This is a genomic window from Candidimonas humi (genome assembly GCF_019166065.1).
Taxonomy (GTDB): domain Bacteria; phylum Pseudomonadota; class Gammaproteobacteria; order Burkholderiales; family Burkholderiaceae_B; genus Candidimonas; species Candidimonas humi.
In genome coordinates this window covers 543,599-565,173 of record NZ_JAHTBN010000003.1, presented here as the reverse complement: position 1 = coordinate 565,173, position 21,575 = coordinate 543,599, and the positions used below count along the sequence as shown (strand labels likewise).

The following is a 21,575-nucleotide window of genomic DNA, read 5'->3' as shown; positions in this document are numbered from 1 at the left end:
ATGAACTTCGGCCACTCGATCTGAAACCCTGTTGAAACCTCGACCAAGGCAAGCGCCGGATGGAAAAACGCGTTTACTTCCGCAACAAGTGGCTGCCCTATCTGCTGCTGGCGCCGCAACTGGCGGTCACTCTCGTGTTCTTCATCTGGCCTGCCTACGAGGCGCTGTCCTCGTCGTTCTTCGTACAGGACGCCTTTACCGGCGCCCAGCGCTTCGTGGGCCTTGCCAACTTCAAGTCGCTGCTGGGCAGCGACACCTACCTCAACTCCTTCAAGGTCACGGCGGTATTCACGATCGCCACGACCTTCCTCACACTGGCGGTGTCGCTGTACCTGGCCATCAAGGCGCACAAGGTATTGCGCGGCTCGCGCCTGTACCAGGCCATACTCACCTGGCCCTATGCCGTGGCGCCCGCGGCCGCCGGCATTCTCTGGGTGTTCATCTTCAACCCCAATGTCGGCCTGGTCTCGAACTGGCTGGAAGCCCTCGGCGTCAACTGGAACTTCAACGTCCACGGCCCCCAGGCCATGACGCTCATGATCATCGCCGCGGTATGGCGCCAGATCGCCTATAACTTCCTGTTCTTCCTGGCCGGCCTGCACGCCATTCCGGCTTCGCTGCTCGAGGCGGCGGCCATAGACGGGGCCGGGCCGGTGCGGCGCTTCTGGACGGTGATCTTCCCGCTGCTCGCACCCACGACCTTCTTCCTGCTGGTCATCGACATTGTGTACAGCCTGTTCGACACCTTCGGGCTGATCGACGCCATCACCCAGGGCGGGCCCGGCAACTCCACGAACATCCTCGTCTACCAGGTCTACCGCACCGGCTTCGTCGGGCTGAACCTGGGCAATTCCGCCGCGCAGTCGGTCATACTCATGGGCCTGGTCATCATCCTGACCATCATCCAGTTCCGCTATATCGAAAGGCGGGTGAACTACCAATGATAGAAAAAACCGGCACCGCCCCGATACGCCGCCATCTGGTCCTGATGGCCGGGATCGTGGTGCTCATCTTCCCGGTATATGCAGCACTGGTGGCCTCATCGCACACTACCTTCGAGGTGCTGAGCCATTTCCCGCTGTGGTTCGGCGCGCACTTCTTCGAGAACTACAAGCATGTGCTGTTTGCGGGCATAGGCGGGGCGGCGCCGCCCGTGGCGCGCATGATGCTCAACAGCCTGATCATGGCGCTGGGCATCAGCATAGGGAAAATCGCCATTTCGATTCTTTCGGCATACGCCGTCGTGTATTTCCGCTTCCCGCTGCGCAAGTTCTGCTTCTGGCTGATCTTCCTGACCCTGATGCTGCCGGTGGAAGTGCGCATTCTCCCCACCTACCAGGTCGTCGCCGACCTGCACATGCTCGACACCTACGCGGGCCTCATCGTGCCCCTGATCGCCTCGGCCACCGCCACGTTCTTCTTCCGCCAGTTCTTCCTGACCATTCCCGACGAGCTGACCGAAGCCGCGCGCATCGACGGCGCGGGCCCCATACGGTTCTTCTTCGACATCGTGCTGCCGCTGTCGCGCACCACCATCGCGGCCCTGTTCGTCATCGAGTTCATCTACGGCTGGAACCTGTACTTGTGGCCGCTGATAGCCACCACGCGCGAGGACATGTACACCATAGTCATGGGCCTGCAGCACCTGGCAAACGTGCCGGACAGCGTGCCGCCCTGGAACTGGGTCATGGCCACGGCGGTGCTTGCCATCCTGCCGCCGCTGGTCGTCATCGTCGCCATGCAGCGGCAGTTCGTCAAAGGCCTCATCGAGCCCGAAAAATAGGCGGGCGTCCGCGGCGAATTCCAGGTAACAAATTTCAGTACCAAGTTTCCCCCAGGCGATGTATGCTACGCCGCGCCGGCCGCCATCGCGGCGGCACGGCTCCGAAACCGCGATCCGCGGCACTTCGGACCCATTTCTTGCCAGGGATGCTCTTCATGTCTCGACCCACCGGTATGCATTACCGGAATTCCTTCTTCTACGTGCTCACCCAGATCATCGGCATTTCACTGCTGCTAGGCTGGCTGGCATACAGTCTCCAACATCTGGGCGCGACTGGCGCCGCACACATGCTCCAGCCGCCCGGGCCCACTGCGTGGGGCCACGCCACGATATATGGCCGCGGGCTGGAACTGGCCGCCCACCTGGTCGAATGGCTGGTGCTGCCCTGCCTGATCCTGGTCAATGGCGCGCTGGCCCTGCGCGGCCGCAACGATGCCGCCGCCCGCTCGGGACGCACCCTGTTCCGAGTGCTGTTCGGCGTCTTTCTGCTGGCGGCGATGCTGGCCTGGGTACTGCGCCAGACCGCGCTCGTGCCCCACCCCCTGACGGCCTTCGGCGCGCATCCCAGCGTCGGGCTGGCGCTGTTCGGGCTGTATTTTTCCCTGTTCGAGCTGTATTTTGCCGGCTGGGCGCTGGAGCGCCGGCGCCTGCGCTGGCTGGGCCTGGGCCTGGCAGTAGCCGTAGGCCTGGTATTGTGCCTGGTCTACTTGATGCACAGCACTCACTTCGTCAGCGAGACCCTGTGGGCCGCCGCCGCGGCGTGGCTGCTGTGCAGCGTGCTCTTCTTCCGGCTGGTGGTCACCCGCCACGGGGTGGCCAGCCTGGCCACGGACGACCACACGCTGGAAGAAATATGGAAGCACCTGTCCACCGTACAGGTGCAGCGCCGCACGACCCTGGGCATATACGGCGTATTCCTGGTCTGCCTGGTGCCCTTCATCGGCTCGGCGGCGGCGCCCGAATCCTGGCCGCACGAATCCGTGGAATGGGTAGGCCTGGCGCTGATCGCGGTGGCTCTGCTGGGACGCTGCTGGTGCATCCTGTACCTGGGCGGACGCAAAGGCGCGGAACTGATGGACCAGGGCCCCTATTCCATCAGCCGCAATCCGCTGTATTGGTTTTCCATGATCGCCGTCACGGGCATCGGCGCTCAATCCGGCAGCCTGCTGCTGGGCCCCATCATGGCGCTGTTCGTCTATGCAGTTTTCAAGAACGTCATCGAAGAAGAAGAGCGGCTGCTGCGCAAGGTCTTCGGGCCGAAATTCGACGCCTATTGCGCACGGGTTCCCCGCTTCGGGCCGCGCTTCGCTGGCTGGAGAAGCGACGAACACCTGACGGTCTCGATGTCCGGACTATGGAACACCCTGCGCGACGCCCTGCCCTATTTCCTGGCGATTCCCCTGTTCGAGCTGATCGAATGGGCCCAGGTATCGGGCTGGCTGCCGGTACTGATCCGGCTGCCTTAGCAACCCCCGGGTACGGGCAGTTGTTGCGAGGGCGGTGACTTCCACTCGCGAAAAATCCCAAGGCCTATATGTCTCCCGTCGATATCCAGCTATTGGTCACTGCCCTGCTAAGCGTGCTTGTTCTGGTGGCGCTTATCATCTCGCGCCTCCACACCCACCCGCTGCTGGCGCTGCTGATCGTGTCCATAGGCGTGGGCATCGCCACCGGCATGGCTCCGGGCGATATTGTCAAAAACATTACCAATGGCGCCGGCAAGACACTGGGGGCCGTCGGCGTGGTGATTGCGCTGGGCGCGATGCTGGGCAAGATCCTGGCGGATTCGGGCACGACCGAGCACCTGGCCAATGCGATCCTCAAACGCTCGTCGGACCGCATGATCCCCTGGGCCATGACATTGGTGGCCTTCGTCATCGGCATCCCCATGTTCTTCGAGGTGGGCCTGGTGGTGATGCTGCCGCTGATCTTCAGCGTGGCGCGCAAACTCGAAAGCCGCGAAAAGTTCAAAGGGTCGGGTTATGTATATGTAGGCGTGCCGGTGATCTCGGCGCTGGCCGCCATGCATGGCATGGTGCCGCCGCACCCCGGCCCGCTTACCGCGATTGCCATCCTGCATACCTCTGTCGGGCCGACGATGCTTTACGGCTTTGTCGCCGCGATACCCGCGATGGTGCTGGGCGGGCCTTTGTATGGCGCTTTCATTGCGCCACGTATGAGCGTACGCCCCGACGCGGCGTTGCTGGAGCAGTTCACGGCAAGCACGCCCGAAGATGCCCCTAAAGATCCGCCCGGCGTGGGCATAGGCGTGCTGTCTGCGCTGCTGCCGGCGATCCTGATGCTGCTCCATGCACTGGCCGAGGTGTTGCTGCCGAAAGACTCCGGCCTGCTGCATATCGCCGCATTCCTGGGCAATCCGCTCATCGCCATGCTGCTGGGCGTGTTCTTTGCGTCGATCTTCCTGGTGTATACGCACGGCGGCGATGCCGAAAAACTGCGCGACGCGCTTGGCCAGAGCCTCAAGCCCATTGCGGGAATCATGCTTATCATCGCGGGCGGCGGCGCCTTCCAACAGGTACTGACCAGCGCCCAGGTGGGCACCGCCATCGTGCACCTGACGCAGCAGTTCGACCTGCCGCCGCTGGTCCTGGGATGGCTGATCGCGATGCTGCTGTCGGTTTCCACCGGCTCGGCCACCGTAGGCATCGTGGGCGCCGCCGGCTTGCTGGCGCCGCTGGTAGGCGTCGACCCGACGCTGCACGTGCCGCTGCTGGCACTGGCCATCGGCTGCGGCTCGCTGTTCTTCAACTATGCCAATCACGCGGGCTTCTGGATGGTCAAGGAATCTTTCGGGATGACCATGGGCGAAGCCACCAAGACCATCACCGTGGTGCAGTCCATTGTGTCGGTGGTGGGGCTCGTGATGGTGCTGTTGTTCGACCTGCTGCCGAAACTGGGGTGATCGGGCCGTAAGCGCCCTGCCCGAGGGTGTAGCCCACGCCGGCTTCAAAGCTTGCGCCGCCGTGCGCTATGCCGGCTGCGGCTTTAACGGCCCTTGGCACGCAAGCACCTGCGTAGTGGCCGAGCCCGGACTGGCCCCGTTGGGGCGTTTTTCAAGAGGTGCTTCAAACAGCACCCAAAAATGTACCCAAAAGCAAGGAATCCATGGGTGCATGGTACGGCACCGCGCAATCCCGGGCCATTAAAAAACCCGCAAGGCCAATAGCCATGCGGGTTTCAATTGAATTCGTACTGTATCGCTTGATACTGTGGTGCCGACGGCGAGACTCGAACTCGCACAGCTTTCGCCACTACCCCCTCAAGATAGCGTGTCTACCAATTCCACCACGTCGGCTGGGCTCTTTGCCAAGGTTCTACCCTTTTGCGAAGAACGAGATTCTAGCATGAAACGCCCCCAGCCTAGGGCGTTGCGCGGCGGTGCGATCCTGCCGCGGCCTTATCGAAAAGCCGCATGCACCGCCATCGCGGCCGACGCCACCATGCCGATGGCGTTCGGGCACTAAGCCTGCGTTACTTGGCCAAGGTGGAAGGATCCACCTTCTTGCCATTGCCGCCGGACTGGTTCGACGCCTTGTCGTCGGCAGACGGCGCGGCAGCGGGAGCGGCCGCTGACGGCGTTGCGGAGGACGACTTGCCACCGGCCGCGGGGGCGGACGGAGAGGCAGGCACCGACGGCACCGCATTCGAAGCGGGAGCGGCAGCCCCGCCGGCGGCCGGCGCAGGCTGAGCCGGCGCACCGGGCACCGAAGGCACTGCCGAGCCGGTGGCGGCGGGGGCCGGAGCCGGGGCGGGCGCTTCTTGCTTGAAGCCCTTCATCACGCCGGTGTCCAGCGGAGAAGTGCTGGGGTGGTGCGCAATATAGGCCAGGCCGCCGGTGGTGGCGAAGAATATGATCGCCGCCCACTTGGTGGTGCGCGACAGGAAATTGGCCGCGCCGCTGGCGCCGAACAGGCTACCGGCCGAGCCGCTGCCGAAGGCCGAACCCATGTCCGCGCCCTTGCCTTGCTGCAACAACACCAGCACGATGATGGCGATCGACGAAATGACTTGTATCGTCAGAAGAAGAGGAGACAACCATTGCATGTAGAAAACTCCGAAGCCTATGCGGCCGCAATACGTAGAAATTCCTGCGCCACCAGCGAAGCGCCGCCCACCAGGGCGCCGTCGATATCGTTCATGGCGAACAAGCTGGCGGCATTGGACGCTTTGACGCTGCCGCCATATAGAATGCGGGTCTGCTGCGACCCGGCGCCGGCAAGGCTGGCCCGTATGGCCGCGTGCACATGCTGCGCCTGTTCCGGCGTGGCGCTGCGGCCGGTACCGATCGCCCACACCGGCTCATAGGCGACCACGATTTTAGCAAGGGCCTCTGTGCCCAAGGCCAGCACCGGCGCAAGCTGTTGCGCTATGACCTGGTTCGTTTGGCCGGCTTCCTGCTCGGTCAAGGTTTCGCCCACACAGACCACAGGCACCAAGCCGCCGTCCAGTGCCGCGACAGCCTTGTCCGCCACCAATTGGCTGCTTTCGCCATGCATGCTGCGGCGCTCGGAATGGCCCACCAGCACCCAGCGGCAGCCGAAATCGACCAGCATCGAAGCCGAGACCTCGCCGGTATAGGCGCCTTGCGCATGTGCGCTGACATCCTGTGCGCCCCACGAGACGTGCCCGCCGGCCAGCGCCACGCTGGCTTGCGCCAAATACGGAAACGGCACGCACACGGCAAGCTCGACAGCCGGATCCGGCTGCCCCAGGTGCAAGCCGGCCAGCAACTCGGCGTTGGTAGCCAGGTTGCCGTTCATTTTCCAGTTGCCCATTACCAGGCGTGTACGGGTATTCTTGGTGGCTGTCATAAAAATGGAAAGCGCACGCGCAAGGCGCAAAACAGCCGCCACGGCCCGCGTCCAAAATTGGATAAACTTGGCATTGTAGCGTGATGCAGGCCTGTTCGCCTAATGCCCGGAGGGCATCCGCCAGGACGCGCGAATACCGGGCACAGGCGGCCGTCCAGCGATGGCCGAAAATATTAAAGACCCGTGAGTTTTTTGAATTCGAGCCGCCACCTACCATCTGGCAGCTTCCTGCCCCAGACAGGCGCCGGCCATCCTGCCCGAGACGGCCCAACCGCGCCGTCCGCCATCCGGGTTGCGGCTGGCAGGCGGGCAGGCCCTCTATGCAGCTATACGGGCGGGCCCTTTACGCAGCTATACGGTCAGGACGATCTTGCCTATCTGCTCGCCGGCTTCCATCATGGCGTGGGCGTCGCAGGCTCGCGCCAGCGGGAACGTGGCGTACACGATAGGCCGGATCATTTTTGCTTCCAGCAGCGGCCAGACGTGGCGGCGCAAGGCCTGTGCGATCTCGCCCTTGAAGGCTACGGGCCTCGGACGCAGTGTCGAGCCGGTGACAGTCAGGCGGCGGCGCAGGATCTGGTCGGCGCTGATCGTGGCCTTGGCGCCGCCCAGCAGCGCAATAATGACGGCGCGTCCGTCATCGGCCAGGCAGTTCAGGTTGCGGTTGATGTATTCCCCCGCCACCATGTCCAGGATCACGTCCACGCCTTTGCCCCCGGTGGCCTTCTTGATCTCTTCCACATAATCCTGCTTGCGGTAATTGATGCCGAGTGCCGCACCCAGCCCTTCCACCGCGCGGGCGCGTTCGTCACTGCCCACGGTGGCATATACCGTGTTGCCCATGGCCTTGGCCAGTTGTATGGCCGTAGTGCCTATGCCGCTGGCCCCGCCATGCACCAGCAGGGTCTCGCCGGCAGACAGGCGACCGCGGTCGAACACATTGCTCCAGACTGTGAAATAGGTTTCGGGCAGGCCGGCGGCTTCGACCTCGGTCAGCCCGGCCGGTATCGGCAGGCATTGCGCCGCAGGCGCGACGCAGTATTCGGCGTACCCGCCGCCGGCGATCAGAGCGCAGACCTTGTCGCCTAACTTCAAGCCGCCCGCCGCGGGGTCGCCGCCGACGATCTCGCCCGCCACCTCCAGGCCCGGCAGGTCGGACGCCCCCGGCGGCGGGGCGTAATTGCCCTTGCGCTGGAACACGTCGGGACGATTGACTCCCGCCGCGGCGACCTTGATCAAGACCTCGCCGGCCTTGGGTTCGGGCGTGGGGCGTTCCACCGGAACCAGCACCTCGGGCCCTCCGGGATGGGAAATTTCGACTGCTTGCATGACGACTCCTGTGTCCAAATTGCCTGAAGCAAAGCCTGATTATCGCAAAAGGCGCGGGCACGGGGATACGGGAGCGTCCCAGGTAGCCTGCCTTGCGTCCATTGCACGGCCCACGAAAACCATCACCGCAACGCCAGCCGCCGCGGCACCGGCCGCTTGGACAGACAGGCAGGGTGACATGCGCTACACTTTCGTGCTTTTCGACGCAAAGGCGCCGCGGCGCCTAGGCCCGCTGGCTATGGAATTGCGTCCATGCACGGACGCGCATAAACGCCATGCCAGTGCTCGAACAAGCCCCAAGCGCCAGACACGGGCCGTCATCAGGAAGGGTGGCAGAGTGGTCTAATGCACCGGTCTTGAAAACCGGCGATGGGCAACCATCCGTGGGTTCGAATCCCACCCCTTCCGCCACTTCGGAACAGGACCGCGGAGAGTCGATGCGCAAGACCACACTCGCCAGATTGCTTGCCCGTCCTGCAGCGGCCACTGTTTTACTAGCCTGTTCGGGGGGTATATCTATGGCGGCCGTAGTGCAAAACCCTCCAGCATCGGCGGATCTCGCGCAATCGGTTGCCGCATCGTTTCGAAGAATTTCTGCGGACCCCGATTTCGTCGAAATCAAGAACGGCCCCGCCGTGCAGGTCGATCTCCGTTACGCCACCACGAATAATTTCACGCACACAAATTTGTACGGCGATTTTCACCGTGCGTATCTGCGCCGCGTTGCCGCTGAAAAATTCGAAACGGCCGAGGCCATACTCGAGCGGGAACATCCCGGCTGGAAATTCCTGATCTGGGATGCGCTGCGTCCTCGATCCGTGCAATGGGTGTTCTGGAATCGTGTGCCTGGCACGCCTCGAGAAAAAGAAAGGTATGTCGCCAACCCGGCCAGCGGCTCGATCCACAATTTCGGCTGCGCGCTCGACCTGACATTGGTCGACGAACACGGGAAGCCCTTGGACATGGGTACGGATTTTGACGATTTCTCGCAGGCGGCCGAACCGGACCGGGAGCAGGCCATGCTCAAAAAGGGCCGGCTGACGCCGGCACAGATCGCCAATCGCCTCATTCTTCGCAAAGTCATGACCCGCGCCGGCTTCATACAGTTGCAGCAAGAATGGTGGCATTACGATGCCCTGCCCGCGCATGTCGTGAAAGCCCGATACAAAATCGTTGAGTGATACTTCGGGACACAGGGCAAATGAGCGCAACACGACGACAAATACTTTGTGCTGCAGCGGCTTTGCCGCTGTTGGGCAAACGTGCCAGCGCTTCAAGCAATCGGGACATCATTCAGGTGCGGGCGCCTGCTGGATCGACCACAGGGAAGCTGCTGTTCAAGGGCCGGGAATATGCGTGCGCGCTCGGCAGATCAGGAATCCTGCATCCGAAACACGAGGGCGACGGCGGCACGCCTACAGGCATTTTTCCTTTGCGTGAAGTTCGCTATCGGCCCGACAGGATGGCCGCGCCGAAATCGGGGCTGCCCATATACAAGGCCGCCCCCAGGGACGGTTGGTGCGACGACCCGCAAGATGCCGCCTACAACCGCCTAGTTCGCTTGCCATACCGGGCCGACGCCGAAACCATGTGGCGGGACGACCATCTTTACGATGTGCTTGCCGTGATCGGATATAACGATGCGCCACCCTTCCCAGGAGCAGGCAGCGCGATTTTCCTGCATGTCGCGCGGCAGAACGGCAATGCCCTGCTGCCCACGTCGGGCTGCGTTTCCATGCGCATCGAGCATGTTCTGGCCGTCCTGGCAGCTTGCTCGCCGGGAACGATGATCGATATCCGCCCGGATTGATCGAGCGCGTCTCGCGTCGGCGCTATTCGCCCTCATCAAACGTCTCGAATGCTGGTTTCAACCATTTGGCATGGAGAAATCCGTCCTGACGGACGCCTCGACCAGCATCTCGACATATATGCTTCTCGTGCAAGGCCCGGCTCCGGCGCCCTTCGAGCTTGATTATCCGGGTCGCCCGCACTTTTGCTTCGCGAGCCTTGGCATCAACTTGTGATGCCCAACAATTTAGTATCAATAAAGATACTATTAATATATAATCGACAAGCTACCAACGAGCAATGGCTGGCATCGACAAAATCGTCGCAAAAATGCGGGATGAGCCGTACAACCTACGGTATGCCGAGCTTTTTGCAGTATGCCTAGCCTATTTCGGCAAACCGCGGCAAACAGGTAGCAGCCATGCAGTTTTCAAGACACCTTGGATTGGAGACCCTCGCATCAACATCCAGAATGCAAACGGCAAGGCCAAGCCATATCAGATCCGGCAAGTGCTCGCCGCGCTGGAAAAATTGGATTCGCAGTGAGATGCAAGATGGATATAACGCATTACACATACCGCGTGACATGGTCGCCCGAAGACGGACAATATGTGGGACTGTGTGCCGAGCTTCCATCACTCTCGTGGCTGGCGGACGGGCCTGGCGCTGCGTTGCAAGGCATCATGCAAGTTACCGCCGATTGCGTACAAGACCTGCGCGCCACCGGCGAGCCGGTGCCCGCGCCGCTGGCCGATCGCACCTATACAGGCAAATTCATGGTGCGCGTGCCGCCTTCCATTCATCGCAAACTGGCACTGGAAGCAGCCGAAAAAGGCATCAGCATGAACCGGCTGGCAAGTGCCAAGCTGGCGCTTTGAAACCGACTCTTTGACTTCGAGGCGGCCCGGCATACTTCATCAGCCAGAATTTGCCGGCAAATAACGGGGTGTCCGCGGGCTCGGGCTTGTCCATAATCCGGAACTGTCTCTTGCCGGAACCCGCCCATGCTGAAGCCCGCCCAATCATCCCTGCCCGCGCCTTTTCGCTACCTGGCGTGGTCGAATCTGGCCGCCCAGTGCGCCGAGCAGATAGGGCTCGCGGCTTCGCCCATCTTTGCCGTGCTCGCGCTGGGCGCCGGCGCGGGCGAGACCGGCATTTTGCAGATGGCCCAGACGCTGCCCTTCTTGCTGTTCGCGATCCCCATCGGCTTGCTCGCCGACCGCGTGCACCGCTCGCGCCTGATGGCAGCCACGGAAGCCTTGCGCACGGCATCCTTGCTTTGCATCGTGCTGCTGGCTGCCACGGGTCTGATCACGCTGCCGCTGCTGGCTTTGCTGGGCTTCGTCGGCGCTTGCGGCACGGTCGCCTATAGCGTAACTGCGCCGGCCACGGTCCCTGGTTTAGTGAATGGATCGGATCTACCCAGAGCCAATGCGCGCATCGAACTGGCGCGTACCAGCGCTTATGCGGCCGGGCCGGCGCTGGGCGGGCTGTTGGTCGGCCACCTGGGCGCCGTGCAGGCGTTCTCCTGGGCAGCCGCGCTGTCGCTCGCCGCGGTACTGCTGCTGTCGCGCGTGGGCGAGCCGGCTCGCAGCACAGCGCCTCGTCGCCGGGCATGGCTGGAACTCAAGGAAGGTGCTGCCTTCGTGCTCGGCCATCCGCTGCTGCTGCCGGTGTTCGTGACCCAACTCATATTCAACACTGCATTCTTCATGCTTTATTCAGCGTATGTGCCGCACGCAATGGCGCGATTGCACTTGTCGGCCCAAGGAGTCGGCGAGACCTTGAGCGCCTATGGCGCCGGCATGATAATCGGGGCGCTGTGCGCAACGCGCGTCATGCGCCGCCTGAACTTCGGCACGGTGATTGCCACCGGCCCTGTCGCCGGATTGGCGGGCGGAGCGCTGATGGCGCTTACCATCTGGCTGCCGTATCCGGCGCTGGCGGCAGCGGCGTTCCTGTTGCTGGGCGCGGGCCCGATATTGTGGGTCATCAGCACGACCACCCTGCGGCAGACGATCACGCCTCCTCAATTGCTGGGCAGAGTGTCGGCGATCAATATCCTGGCCTATGGCGCGCGCCCGATAGGCGCGAGCCTGGGAGCACTGATCGGCGGGGAGTGGGGAGCCCAGGCCTGCCTGCTCGCCGCCGTCGTCGCCTTTGCCATGCAGGCGGCTGTCATATTGATCTCGCCCGTGTCACGGTTGGCAGAGCGGCCAGCAACAGTCGCGGCCTGAGCCCGGCAATCGCAGGGGATCGGGGCTATACGGCGTGGCCGCTCCGTTCCTGTTGGACGTGGGCGAAACTCCCCTGCCCCGCGTACGCTCTTCATATAGCACGGTGATCGTAACCGACTGGTCCGGCTCTATATGCCTTCCGCGAGCGCCTTGAGGCTGGCCAGATCTCCTGACCCAGGCCTCATCCTCGGCAAACTTCTCGGCGCTCATTTGTGGCTGGCGGAACAAGGTCAGCATCACTACGCTGCCCTCTTGGTTCGCGACGATCCGCAAGGGCACGTACACCACGCGCCTCTCTCCGAGATGGACGCACGCCGCCCATGCAGGCAAAATGGACACAGAGCCGAAAACACTCGGCAAACTGACGCATCGATATCGATCAGGAGACACCCCGCAATGCGCCACATTCAACACCCCGGCCCGGCGCAAGCCGAACGCACACAATGCGTAGCCGGTATGGTCCATACCATGGAACTCGATCTGCCGGCAGGCGTGCCTCTGCTCGCGGCAATCACTCGCACACTCGAGTCGCAACATGCCGACAGCGCGGTGCTGGAACTGCAGGGCGGCAAGTTCGAGCCTTTTGCGTACGTGCTGCCGGCCATGTCCGAGACGCCTGCACACGCGGTGTATTACAGCCAGCGCTACCAGGCCCCCGCCGGTTCGACGCGGATCCGGGCCGGGCGCATCACTTACGGGCAGCGCGAAGGCGCGCCCTGGCTGCATTGCCATGCCATCTGGACGGAAGCCGACGGCGCCGAGCGCTGCGGCCATGTGCTGCCCGACGAGACGGTGCTGGCCGAGCCGTTGCGGGTCACGGCAACGCTGCTGCGCGGCATGCGCTTCGAGGTGGCGCCCGATGCGGAAACGAATTTTTCCCTGTTCCAGCCGCGTGCCCTGGCCGCCGCGGACACACGCCCGGAAATCGCCGGCAATACGGGGGAGGCCGAGGCCTATGCCTTGCAAATCCGCCCCAATGAAGATTTTTGCACTGCGGTGGAATCGCTATGTGCACAGCGCGGCATACGGCGCGCTGCGCTGCGCGGCGGCGTGGGCAGCTTGATCGGCGCCACGTTCGATGACGGGCGCACGGTGCAGCCCATCGCCACGGAATTATTCATCGAGCACGGCATGGTCGAGCCCGGCCCCGATGGGCGCCCCTGCGCTACCGTGGACGTGACGCTGGTGGACTACACCGGCACGACTTCCCGCGGCCGCCTGCGCCGCGGCGCCAATCCGGTGCTGGTCACTTTCGAGCTGGTGCTGCAGCCGCTGGAATACGAAAACTGAAAGCGCCGGGACCAGGCCCGCGGCGGCCGGATGCCGCGAATCGGACAGCTATCGACGCGCAACACGCCGATAGCCGCCGCGATATTACCCAGCTATGCCCGCAAAATAACGGCTGACGATGGCAGCGCATTCGTCGGGATGCGTCGCGGCCACGTGATAGGAATCGGCGGGCAACACTTCCAGCACGGAATTCGGAATCGTCTGCTGCCAGGCCTTTACCGTATCGACGCTGCCCAGGCCGGATCCGGTAGTCGTGATCACTACGGTGGGGCACTGGATATGCGGGACATCCTTGGTGGCGTCGACGGTCGGCACCATTTTCAGGAAAGCCTCCAGCGTGGAAGCCGGAGTCTTGGACATCAGGTTCACCCACCACTCGATGGCCGCCGGCGGCAGGGATGTGCCCAGGCGCCCCACGGTAGTGTCGCGTACCCACCAATTCACGCCACGCTCGCGGATCTGGCCGCGCCAGGTGGGCGCGCGCTCGGAGAAGGACGTCAGCGACACTGGCGCACCGACCGCCGCCACCGCGATGACCCGCTCGGGATAACGTGCCGCAAGGTGCATGGCAAGCGTGCCGCCGATCTTGCCGCCAACCAGGAAAACACGATCCAGCGCCAGCTCGTCCAGCAGCTTGATGATGTCTCGCCCCAGGCCATCGAAACGGTAGGCGTAGTCGTCCGCCATGGGTGTCGAGTCGCCATATCCGCGCAGATCGGGGCGTATGACGACATGCTGCAAGGCCAGGTGCGGCACCCAGGAGCGAAAGGCTTCGCCGCTTTCGGCCAACCCGTGCAGCATGAGCACGGGGGCTTTGTGATCCCACGGCCGTACATAGTCGTCCACGCGCACGGCCAGTTCGCAATCGTCGCTCACGCGGACTTTGGATACTTGCGCAGTCTTCAGATGCATCGTGTTCCTCCACCGTCGATATTGATACATGTGCCGGTAACGAACGAAGCCCGTTCCGAGCACAGGAAAGCCACCATCCCGGATATTTCATGAGGCTGGCCGACACGGCCCAGCGGCACGGATGCGACGGCCGCGGCATTGGCCGCATTGGCATTCGTGCCGCTAAGCGCCGCGCTCTGCGACACCAAGGTGTCCCAGCGTGGGGTTTGTATCGGCCCCGGATTGACACCCGTGACCAGCACATTGTCGGGGGCGCATTCTTCGGCCAGCGCCAAGGTGAAATTCAGCAGCGCGGCATTGACCGCGCCGCCCGCCATGTAGGCGGCGCGGGGCTGGTGGCCGCTGCGCCCGATGATGTTGACGATACGCCCCCAGCGCCGCGCGCGCATTTCCGGCAGCACATTGCGCGCGCAGCGCATATAGCCCAGCAGCTTCAGGTTGAGGCATTTTTCCCAAACCGCATCGGGGGTCGCGGCGATCGTGCCCATGGGCGACGACCCCGCATTATTGACCAGGATGTCGACAGGCCCCAGGGCCTCGCGCGCCTGCGCCATTACGCAGTCTATGGACGATGGATCCATCATGTCCCCGCTGCAAGCCAGCACTTGCGTGCCCGCCTGCTGCGACAGCTCTTGTGCGGCGTCGCTGGTACGCTGTGCATCTCGCGCCACGATCATGACACGGGCACCTTCGCGGGCCAGCTCCCCTGCAATGGCGTTCCCTATCCCCAGGCTTCCGCCCGTGACCACGGCAACTTTTCCGTCCAGTTGTAGATCCATGACTCTTTCCTTTCCCGCATAGTCTTGAAAGCGCTGTCGCGCTGCGACACGCCCGATATCAGTTGACCCGGGCTCCGGATATCTTGATGATTTCAACCCATTTCGAGGTTTCGTCGGCCATGAATTTCCGGAACGCTTCGCCCGACAAGGTGCCGGGCTGGGCGCCGAGATCCTCGAAGCGCTTCTTCACGTCGGGGGCCTTCAATGCGGTCTCGACTTCGGCCCGCAGCTGGGCAAGCACGGCGGGCGGGGTCTTGGCGGGCGCTACCAGGCCGAACCAGGCGCTGGCGTCAAAGCCCGGAACACCGGCTTCGGACACCGTCGGTACGCCCGGCAGCACGCTGACCCGGTGCTGGCCCGCCACTGCAATGGCGTTGATAGCCTTGGCCCGGATGTGAGGCAGCAAGGCGGGCAAATTGTCGAACATGATTTGTATGTGTCCAGCCAGCAAGTCATTCAGCGCCGGCGCGGCGCCCTTGTAGGGGACATGGATGATGTCGATGCCGGCCTTGTGCTTGAGCAGTTCGCCCGCCAGGTGGTTGGTCGAGCCATTGCCCGAGGAGCCGAAATTGAGCGTGCCGGGGTGCGCCTTGGCCTTGGCGATCAGGCCCTTCAATGTGGTGATGCCGGTGGATGGATTGGCCACCAGAACGATAGGCACGGACGCGATCAGGGCAACCGGCGCGAAATCCTTCGTCGGATTGAACGGTATGTCTTTGTATAGCGCGACATTCGATGTCAGCGGCGGCGAGGCCGTCAAGAGCAAGGTATAGCCGTCCGGCTGAGACTCGGCCACTATGCCGGACCCCACGTTCCCGCCCGCGCCGCCGCGGTTCTCGACGACAAAGGCCTGGCCTGTATTCTGGGTGAGCTTCTGCGTCAGGATGCGGGCAATGACGTCGTTGGAACCACCCGGCGGGAAAGGCACGACCACATGCACGCTATGGGTCGGATATTGTGCCGCCGGCGCCGCGCCGGCCGTACCGCAGGCCAGCAAAACAGAAGTCGCGGCCAGCGTGCAGGCCAAGGCGCTCTTACGAAACATCGCAATCATTTTTGTCTCCTTGTGTGGCTCCGGGTTTTTCCCCGGATGTTATCGATATATGAATTCGGAACGGCACTCTTCAGTCGCCAGGCCGGTTTCGCCACTGCACCACGCACACTATGCGCGCCTCGCCCGGTGCGTGGCAAATTCATTTTTTTAATAACTGTACGGCCTGATGATCGGACGCCCGGTTCGGGCCCCGGCGTGCGTGCAAGGCAAACACTTGCTGGAACAAGCCCGAACAGGCACGCCCGGCAAGGGCCAGCACCCGATGCCGCGTCGAAGCGAGGCACTTGCCCCGCAGAAGCATGGCCTCGTCAACACGCACGGGCCGGGCGCCGGGGATCAGTTGAGGTGTATGTTCAGCTTGTCCATGACAGTCTTCCAATGCGCCAACTGCTCGCCGATGAAGGCTTGCAGCTCCTGGGGAGTACTGCTTTCGGGCTCCGCCCCTTGCGACTTGAAAGTGGTTTGCAGCTTCTTGGTATTCATGGCCTCGACCACGGCGGCGTTCAGCTTCTTGACGGTCGCTTCCGGCGTGCCCGCCGGCGCCAGCAAAGCGTTCCAGGTATTGATCTCGTAGCCGGGGAAATTCTTGTTCTCGGCCACGGTGGGAACGTCCGGCAACTGCGGAGACCGTTTCTTGGTGGTCACCGCCAAAGCCGTCACGGTGCCCGCCTTCACCTGGGGCAGCGCCGCGGGCAGCGTGGCGAAACTGTATTGCACATCCCCCGATATGACGGCGGTGTTGGCCAGCGCCCCGCCTCGATAGGGCACGTGCACTGCCTTCAGGTGGGCCTGGTCGGCAAACATGGCCCCGGCGATATGCACCGGAGAACCATTGCCGCTGGACGAATAGTTGAACGTGCCGGGCTTGGCCTTGATTGCGTCGACCAGGTCTTGCACGGTTTTGAATTTCAGCTTCGGATTGGCGATCAGGACCAGCGGAATCGAGGCCAGCATGGAAACCGGCGCGAAGCCCTTGACCGGCTCGTAGCCCAGCTTCTTGTACAAGGCCGGATTGATGCCATGGCTGGACACCGTGGCGATGAACAAAGTGTAGCCGTCCGGCTTCGAATTCGAGACGTAGGCCGCAGCAATGCTGCCGGCGGCGCCTGGCTTGTTCTCGACCACCACGGGCGTCTTCAGTATCTTGGACAACTGCTCGCCCAATGCCCGGGCCAGTATGTCGGTGGTCCCGCCGGCGGAATAGCCGACCACGACATGTATCGGTTGATCCGGATACGCCGCCAGCGCGGCGGACATGCTCAGTGCCATAATCGACGCGCAAAGCGTCCCCTTGGCAACCATCTTGTTTGCCTTCATTGACTTCCTCCTGGGATTGGCCTTTAGCGGCCTTTAATTTCAACGACCTTTAAATACGGGCGGCCTTTTTTGCGCAAAAGCCGCTTTACCTTCTTTGTAGTCTTCGCTCTCGAAGCACTGCAGTACCAATGCTTTCATTTGGTCCGGGTCGATCTTGGCATCGCGCTCGGCCAGCAGCTTGATCATTTTTTTGCCTACGGCCATGGTCAAGGGCGCGTTGGCATTGATCTGGCTCAGGTAGGTGTCGACCAGGGCGTCCAGCTTGTCTTTCTCGCACACCGCGTGCACCAGGCCGCGGTCCATGGCCTGCTGCGCCGGGTACTTGGCCGCGGTAATGAATATCTCGAGCGCATTGGCCGTACCGGCCGCGCGCACCAGGTTCTGTATGGCCGAGTAGCGGTACCCCAGGCCAAGCCGCGCCGCGGGAATCGAAAATATCGAAATATCGCTGGCCAGGCGTATGTCGCAGCACAGTGCGATATTCAAGCCGCCGCCTATGCAGTAGCCATTGATGCGGGCGATAGTTGGTTTGGAAAAACTGTGCAGCGACAACTGCGCATTTTCCGCTACGACTTCGTATTCTTCCACCGCAGCCGTGCCGGTGCGCAATTTCTCGAACTGCGAAATATTGGCGCCGCTGACGAACGCTTTTTCGCCGGCCCCGGTCAGCACTACGCTGCGTATGTCCGCATCGTCTTCGAAATGCTTCAAGGCAATCGGAATGGCCGCCCACATATCGAAGGAAACGGCATTGTGCCGGCCCGGATCGTTGAACGTTATCCAGCCGGTATGGCCGTCCGTCTCTACGATCAATCCATCGGTGATCTGCCCCGCGAACAAACGTTCCCTACCCATTCTTGGTATCTCCCTGCATATAGCTGTAACGGGCCATGCCGTTGCTCAGATGCATGCGCATGGCCTGCCGCGCCTGCTCCGCATCGCCTTGCCGGATCGCATCGACCACGGCATGGTGTTCGTATTCGACGCGCCCTATTCTTTCGGTGCCGGTGCTGCTGTAGCGCAATGTGCGAACCGCCTTATGGATGACATAACTCAGATGTTCCATAAGCTGGATGAAATAAAAATTGTTCGAACACTGGGCCACGGCCAGGTGGAATTTCATCGCCGCCTCGGCCCCGCGTTCCCAATCACCGCCTGCCACATCCGAACGAGCCAAGGCTTCCTCGAGGGCGGCCAACTGCGCCTCGGTCCGGTGCTCGGCGGCCAAAGCCGCAGCGCCCGATTCGATCTCGATGCGCAACTGATATATCTGCTTGAGCTGGTCGAGATCCAGAAGATCTTCCGCGAGGACTTCGAATCTCCTGGCCAAGGCGTTCTGCGACACGAACGAACCTATGCCGCGGCGGGTCTCGATCAAGCCATTGAGCTTGAGCCGCGCAATGGCTTCCCTGACGACGTTGCGGCTGACCTTGAAAATCTCGGACAGTTCGTATTCCGTCGGCAGTTTCGCGCCCTGTTCGAAGTCGCCCGCCAGGATTTTCAAGCGAATCTGCTGGGCAATCGCGTCGGGAAGGTTGTCGGGTCTTTCGAAGGAAGTAAACATATCGGTCGCCAGGAACCAGAGTGAGAAACATGGTTCTTATATCACTCCTTCCGCCCTCAACGCTGCGAGCTCCTCCTTCGACAGCCCCAACTCGGCAAAAACCGACTCGGTGTGCTCGCCATGCTCGGGGGCGGGTTTCAGCTCGCCCCGTTGCGAGCGGCTGAAATTGACCGCGGGCCCCATTATCTGTATGTCGCCCAGTTTCGGGTGATTCAAGGTGCTGGCCATGCCCAGATGGCGCACCTGCGGGTTTTCGAACGTCTGGTCCATCGACAGGATGGGCCCGCAAGGCACCCCGGCCTCATTCATCAAGTCGATCCATTCTTCGGTAGTCTTGAGCCGCGTGCGCTCGGCAATGGCCTGATTCAGGTCGGCGCGGAACTTGGCCCGCAACGGCACGGTCAGGAAGCGCTCGTCGCTTATCAGATCGTTCCGGTCCAGCACTTTGCACAGGCGCGCGAAAATATCGTTGCCCATTGCAGCGATATTCATATAGCCGTCACGGGTCGGAAACACCCCGGTGGGACTGCTGGTGGGATGGTCGTTGCCGCTTTGCGCGGGCACTTCTTTGTTCATGAGCCAGCGCATGGCCTGGAAATCCATCATCCAGAGCTGGGCCTGCAATAAAGAGGTATGCACCCATTGCCCCTGGCCCGATTGCTCGCGCTCGAGCAGCGCGATAAGGATCCCGATCGCGCAAAACAGGCCAGCGGTAAGGTCGGCGACCGGAATGCCGGCCCGCATGGGGCCGCGGCCGGGCTCGCCGGTAACGGACATCATGCCGCTCAGGCCCTGGGCGATCTGGTCCAGGCCCGGACGCAGGCTGTAGGGGCCATCCTGGCCGAAGCCCGACACACTGGCATACACCAGGCGCGGGTTGACCTGCCGCAGCGACTCATAATCGATGCCGAGCTTGTGTTTGACATTGGGGCGGTAATTCTCGACCACGACATCGGCCTGCTTCACCAGTTCGAGAAACAGCGCCTTGCCCTTGGGATGCTTGAGATTCAGGGCGATGCTTTGTTTGTTGCGATGCGTGTTCTGGTAGTCGGCGACCTGGGTCGGGCCGCCCGGCTTGTCGTCGGCGCGGATGCCCGGGTCTTCGATCTTTATGACCCGGGCGCCCCAATCGGCGAACTGCCTCACTGCAGCGGGGCCCGAGCGTACGCGAGTCAGATCCAATACGGTAAAACGTTCCAACGGCTTGGCGGTTCCCTGCTTCACAACGGCTCCCGGTCAGAAATGCAATGCGATTACTTGTTGGTTGTTGGACATTCTATGTCCTGTAATTCCCACATGTCAATGCATACCGATGATGAAAATTGGGGCGACGGGGCGACGGGGCGACGGGGCGACGGGGCGACGGGGCGACGGGGCGACGGGGCGACGGGGCGACGGGGCGACGGGGCGACGGCGGCAGACCAGGCGTACAGCCTGGCGCAACGCCCCGGCTAGAAAGGGTGCCCGCAGCCGCGGGCGGCGATGCCCATGAGCATGGGCATCATTGCAGCTATCGCTGGCGTGCCGGCAACACGGCGCGCAATACTTCGGTCGGCGGCTTGCCCGCGCTTGTGGCTATGGCGGCAAGGGTCTGATCGGCCGACTCGGCCTGGTATCCCTTGTTTTTCAAGGATGCGATCAAGGCATCGGGGGTGGTCTTCAGGACGGGCGCGAGGTCCGCAACCCGGGCCTGGGTCATCAGCGCAGCGGCTTGGAACGCCGGATTACCCCCGCGCCGGGAGTTCGTCGCCCCCGAATAAGCGAAGGGAAGGGCCACGACTATGCTGAACACGATGGGAATGACAAGAGTCTTGCGCCGGGCGTAGGCCACCAGGGCGTTCCAGTTTTTCCAGACGTGAAAGACGAAAGGCAGGAGCCACACCATGCTGAGCCATACGTGCATCGAATGAAAGGTGCTCGACTGCCAATGGAAGAACAGGGCCACCCCCGAAATGGTCGAGACAATAAAAAACCCCGTGGTCAGGGGCGTGGCATAGCGATTCAAGAAGTTTTTCACTACTGTGTTTCCTGTGGGCGATTGGATATCGGCTTTCGAGTCTTGCGTGAAGAATCCGGCGCTTTCCGTCAGGCGCCCAGCGGCGGTTCGGCCCGAACCCTACAACAAGCTGAATATATTACCCAAATAGCGCGGTGCCGGCACGCCCTGTGTCGATACCTTTGTCTACACCTATTTCAATCCATTTCGAGACCTCAAACCGATTCCCGTTTCGACGCCCGATATCGCCAGATGCTGTCTACGATCGTGGCCATTGCCGCCGGCCCCGGGATGAAAGACGCCTGCTTCCACTCCAACGCCCATCGCTGCGCAAGCCTGCGGCATGTGCGTCGACTAAAATACCCGTGCGCCCGTCATGACGCACAGCCGTCAGGCGCCATGCAGGAAACGGCACTTCGTGCCACAATCTTGCCTTTTGCGCCCGCGGCCAAGCCGGCCGGAGCGATGCCACGCCCGAGTGGTGAAATTGGTAGACACAAGGGACTTGAACAATTTGAGCCTTCGGGGGGAAACACCCGAAGTGACGCCCGTCAAAGTCGGCGAACGCCCTGGATGCCGCGGCATCCGAGCCAACGCCGAGCCAAGCCCGGACCGCAAGGCCGGGAAGGTGTAGAGAGCAGACGGCGGGCACCTACAGCCGCAAGGCCATGGTGAAGGCGTGCTCCAGCCCACG

Annotated in this window: 20 protein-coding genes, 2 tRNA genes and 1 pseudogene; 11 read left to right on the top strand and 12 right to left on the bottom strand. The window is 62.5% G+C overall.

Features of this window, described 5'->3' with window-relative positions; all coding sequences use genetic code 11:
- Positions 1–59 precede the first annotated feature (59 nt).
- The 4 genes from ugpA to KVP10_RS09635 all read left to right on the top strand — a co-directional run bounded on the left by ugpA (position 60) and on the right by KVP10_RS09635 (position 4,706).
- Positions 60–944: a sn-glycerol-3-phosphate ABC transporter permease UgpA gene (gene ugpA, locus KVP10_RS09650; protein WP_217964332.1), complete on the top strand. Its 885-nt coding sequence runs from the start codon at positions 60–62 to the stop codon at positions 942–944.
- The gene (gene ugpE / locus KVP10_RS09645; RefSeq protein ID WP_217964331.1) at positions 941–1,783 is read left to right on the top strand and encodes a sn-glycerol-3-phosphate ABC transporter permease UgpE; all 843 of its coding nucleotides are present in this window, start codon (positions 941–943) and stop codon (positions 1,781–1,783) included. The genes ugpA and ugpE overlap by 4 nt, the downstream gene beginning before the upstream one ends.
- Positions 1,784–1,938: 155 nt before the next feature.
- Positions 1,939–3,249, top strand: coding sequence for a methyltransferase family protein (locus KVP10_RS09640; RefSeq protein WP_217964330.1), 1,311 nt, complete (start codon positions 1,939–1,941; stop codon positions 3,247–3,249).
- Positions 3,250–3,317: 68 nt separating this feature from the next.
- A complete protein-coding gene (locus KVP10_RS09635) occupies positions 3,318–4,706 on the top strand; it encodes a GntP family permease (protein ID WP_217964329.1) in 1,389 nt (462 codons plus the stop codon).
- 308 nt (positions 4,707–5,014) lie between these two features.
- Here the strand turns inward: KVP10_RS09635 and KVP10_RS09630 are convergent.
- The 4 genes and pseudogenes from KVP10_RS09630 to KVP10_RS09615 form a co-directional block, all read right to left on the bottom strand.
- Positions 5,015–5,099, bottom strand: a tRNA-Leu gene (locus tag KVP10_RS09630).
- 299 nt (positions 5,100–5,398) lie between these two features.
- Positions 5,399–5,848: pseudogene (gene secG / locus KVP10_RS09625) on the bottom strand (preprotein translocase subunit SecG); the annotation flags it as partial.
- A gap of 17 nt (positions 5,849–5,865) precedes the next feature.
- Entirely contained in the window at positions 5,866–6,615 is a 750-nt protein-coding gene (gene tpiA, locus KVP10_RS09620) for a triose-phosphate isomerase (protein ID WP_217964327.1), read from the bottom strand.
- A gap of 351 nt (positions 6,616–6,966) precedes the next feature.
- Complete coding sequence (locus KVP10_RS09615) at positions 6,967–7,944, bottom strand: NAD(P)H-quinone oxidoreductase (protein ID WP_217964326.1); 978 nt, start codon at positions 7,942–7,944, stop codon at positions 6,967–6,969.
- A 323-nt stretch (positions 7,945–8,267) separates the two neighbouring features.
- Here KVP10_RS09615 and KVP10_RS09610 point away from each other — a divergent pair.
- The 7 genes from KVP10_RS09610 to KVP10_RS09580 all read left to right on the top strand — a co-directional run bounded on the left by KVP10_RS09610 (position 8,268) and on the right by KVP10_RS09580 (position 13,259).
- Positions 8,268–8,355, top strand: a tRNA-Ser gene (locus tag KVP10_RS09610).
- 26 nt (positions 8,356–8,381) lie between these two features.
- A complete protein-coding gene (locus KVP10_RS09605; RefSeq protein WP_217964325.1) occupies positions 8,382–9,125 on the top strand; it encodes a M15 family metallopeptidase in 744 nt (247 codons plus the stop codon).
- Between the two features lie 20 nt (positions 9,126–9,145).
- Positions 9,146–9,754, top strand: coding sequence for a L,D-transpeptidase family protein (locus KVP10_RS09600; RefSeq protein ID WP_217964324.1), 609 nt, complete (start codon positions 9,146–9,148; stop codon positions 9,752–9,754).
- A 278-nt stretch (positions 9,755–10,032) separates the two neighbouring features.
- On the top strand, positions 10,033–10,278 hold the full coding sequence (locus KVP10_RS09595) for a toxin HicA (protein ID WP_217964323.1): 246 nt from the start codon (positions 10,033–10,035) through the stop codon (positions 10,276–10,278).
- Positions 10,279–10,286: 8 nt separating this feature from the next.
- A complete protein-coding gene (locus tag KVP10_RS09590) occupies positions 10,287–10,610 on the top strand; it encodes a type II toxin-antitoxin system HicB family antitoxin (RefSeq protein ID WP_217964322.1) in 324 nt (107 codons plus the stop codon).
- Positions 10,611–10,736: 126 nt separating this feature from the next.
- The gene (locus tag KVP10_RS09585; RefSeq protein ID WP_217964321.1) at positions 10,737–11,969 is read left to right on the top strand and encodes an MFS transporter; all 1,233 of its coding nucleotides are present in this window, start codon (positions 10,737–10,739) and stop codon (positions 11,967–11,969) included.
- Positions 11,970–12,365: 396 nt separating this feature from the next.
- Positions 12,366–13,259, top strand: a complete 894-nt coding sequence (locus tag KVP10_RS09580; protein WP_217964320.1) for a PCC domain-containing protein — start codon at positions 12,366–12,368, stop codon at positions 13,257–13,259.
- A gap of 84 nt (positions 13,260–13,343) precedes the next feature.
- On the opposite strand, the gene KVP10_RS09575 is transcribed toward KVP10_RS09580, so the two are convergent.
- The 8 genes from KVP10_RS09575 to KVP10_RS09540 all read right to left on the bottom strand — a co-directional run bounded on the left by KVP10_RS09575 (position 13,344) and on the right by KVP10_RS09540 (position 20,902).
- Positions 13,344–14,171 (bottom strand): alpha/beta fold hydrolase, encoded by an 828-nt coding sequence (locus KVP10_RS09575; RefSeq protein WP_217964319.1) that lies wholly within the window; start codon positions 14,169–14,171, stop codon positions 13,344–13,346.
- Positions 14,162–14,950 (bottom strand): SDR family NAD(P)-dependent oxidoreductase, encoded by a 789-nt coding sequence (locus KVP10_RS09570; RefSeq protein WP_217964318.1) that lies wholly within the window; start codon positions 14,948–14,950, stop codon positions 14,162–14,164. The genes KVP10_RS09575 and KVP10_RS09570 overlap by 10 nt, the downstream gene beginning before the upstream one ends.
- A 58-nt stretch (positions 14,951–15,008) precedes the next feature.
- Positions 15,009–16,004: a Bug family tripartite tricarboxylate transporter substrate binding protein gene (locus KVP10_RS09565; protein WP_217964317.1), complete on the bottom strand. Its 996-nt coding sequence runs from the start codon at positions 16,002–16,004 to the stop codon at positions 15,009–15,011.
- A 336-nt stretch (positions 16,005–16,340) separates the two neighbouring features.
- On the bottom strand, positions 16,341–17,321 hold the full coding sequence (locus tag KVP10_RS09560) for a Bug family tripartite tricarboxylate transporter substrate binding protein (RefSeq protein ID WP_246600509.1): 981 nt from the start codon (positions 17,319–17,321) through the stop codon (positions 16,341–16,343).
- Positions 17,322–17,360: 39 nt separating this feature from the next.
- Positions 17,361–18,176, bottom strand: coding sequence for an enoyl-CoA hydratase (locus tag KVP10_RS09555; RefSeq protein WP_217964316.1), 816 nt, complete (start codon positions 18,174–18,176; stop codon positions 17,361–17,363).
- A complete protein-coding gene (locus KVP10_RS09550; RefSeq protein ID WP_217964315.1) occupies positions 18,169–18,885 on the bottom strand; it encodes a FadR/GntR family transcriptional regulator in 717 nt (238 codons plus the stop codon). Before KVP10_RS09550 ends, KVP10_RS09555 begins: the two co-directional genes overlap by 8 nt.
- A gap of 36 nt (positions 18,886–18,921) precedes the next feature.
- The gene (locus KVP10_RS09545; protein WP_217964314.1) at positions 18,922–20,109 is read right to left on the bottom strand and encodes a CaiB/BaiF CoA transferase family protein; all 1,188 of its coding nucleotides are present in this window, start codon (positions 20,107–20,109) and stop codon (positions 18,922–18,924) included.
- A 286-nt stretch (positions 20,110–20,395) separates the two neighbouring features.
- Positions 20,396–20,902, bottom strand: coding sequence for a hypothetical protein (locus KVP10_RS09540; RefSeq protein ID WP_217964313.1), 507 nt, complete (start codon positions 20,900–20,902; stop codon positions 20,396–20,398).
- Positions 20,903–21,575: the final 673 nt, after the last annotated feature.

Excerpts from the sequence above, each read along its gene's own strand:
- ugpA (WP_217964332.1), top strand. The coding sequence starts at position 60 with ATGGAAAAACGCGTTTACTTCCGCAACAAGTGGCTGCCCTATCTGCTG.
- ugpE (WP_217964331.1), top strand. The coding sequence starts at position 941 with ATGATAGAAAAAACCGGCACCGCCCCGATACGCCGCCATCTGGTCCTG.
- KVP10_RS09640 (WP_217964330.1), top strand. The coding sequence starts at position 1,939 with ATGTCTCGACCCACCGGTATGCATTACCGGAATTCCTTCTTCTACGTG.
- KVP10_RS09635 (WP_217964329.1), top strand. The coding sequence starts at position 3,318 with ATGTCTCCCGTCGATATCCAGCTATTGGTCACTGCCCTGCTAAGCGTG.
- tpiA (WP_217964327.1), bottom strand. The coding sequence starts at position 6,615 with ATGACAGCCACCAAGAATACCCGTACACGCCTGGTAATGGGCAACTGG.
- KVP10_RS09615 (WP_217964326.1), bottom strand. The coding sequence starts at position 7,944 with ATGCAAGCAGTCGAAATTTCCCATCCCGGAGGGCCCGAGGTGCTGGTT.
- KVP10_RS09605 (WP_217964325.1), top strand. The coding sequence starts at position 8,382 with ATGCGCAAGACCACACTCGCCAGATTGCTTGCCCGTCCTGCAGCGGCC.
- KVP10_RS09600 (WP_217964324.1), top strand. The coding sequence starts at position 9,146 with ATGAGCGCAACACGACGACAAATACTTTGTGCTGCAGCGGCTTTGCCG.
- KVP10_RS09595 (WP_217964323.1), top strand. The coding sequence starts at position 10,033 with ATGGCTGGCATCGACAAAATCGTCGCAAAAATGCGGGATGAGCCGTAC.
- KVP10_RS09590 (WP_217964322.1), top strand. The coding sequence starts at position 10,287 with ATGGATATAACGCATTACACATACCGCGTGACATGGTCGCCCGAAGAC.
- KVP10_RS09585 (WP_217964321.1), top strand. The coding sequence starts at position 10,737 with ATGCTGAAGCCCGCCCAATCATCCCTGCCCGCGCCTTTTCGCTACCTG.
- KVP10_RS09580 (WP_217964320.1), top strand. The coding sequence starts at position 12,366 with ATGCGCCACATTCAACACCCCGGCCCGGCGCAAGCCGAACGCACACAA.
- KVP10_RS09575 (WP_217964319.1), bottom strand. The coding sequence starts at position 14,171 with ATGCATCTGAAGACTGCGCAAGTATCCAAAGTCCGCGTGAGCGACGAT.
- KVP10_RS09570 (WP_217964318.1), bottom strand. The coding sequence starts at position 14,950 with ATGGATCTACAACTGGACGGAAAAGTTGCCGTGGTCACGGGCGGAAGC.
- KVP10_RS09565 (WP_217964317.1), bottom strand. The coding sequence starts at position 16,004 with ATGATTGCGATGTTTCGTAAGAGCGCCTTGGCCTGCACGCTGGCCGCG.
- KVP10_RS09560 (WP_246600509.1), bottom strand. The coding sequence starts at position 17,321 with ATGAAGGCAAACAAGATGGTTGCCAAGGGGACGCTTTGCGCGTCGATT.
- KVP10_RS09555 (WP_217964316.1), bottom strand. The coding sequence starts at position 18,176 with ATGGGTAGGGAACGTTTGTTCGCGGGGCAGATCACCGATGGATTGATC.
- KVP10_RS09550 (WP_217964315.1), bottom strand. The coding sequence starts at position 18,885 with ATGTTTACTTCCTTCGAAAGACCCGACAACCTTCCCGACGCGATTGCC.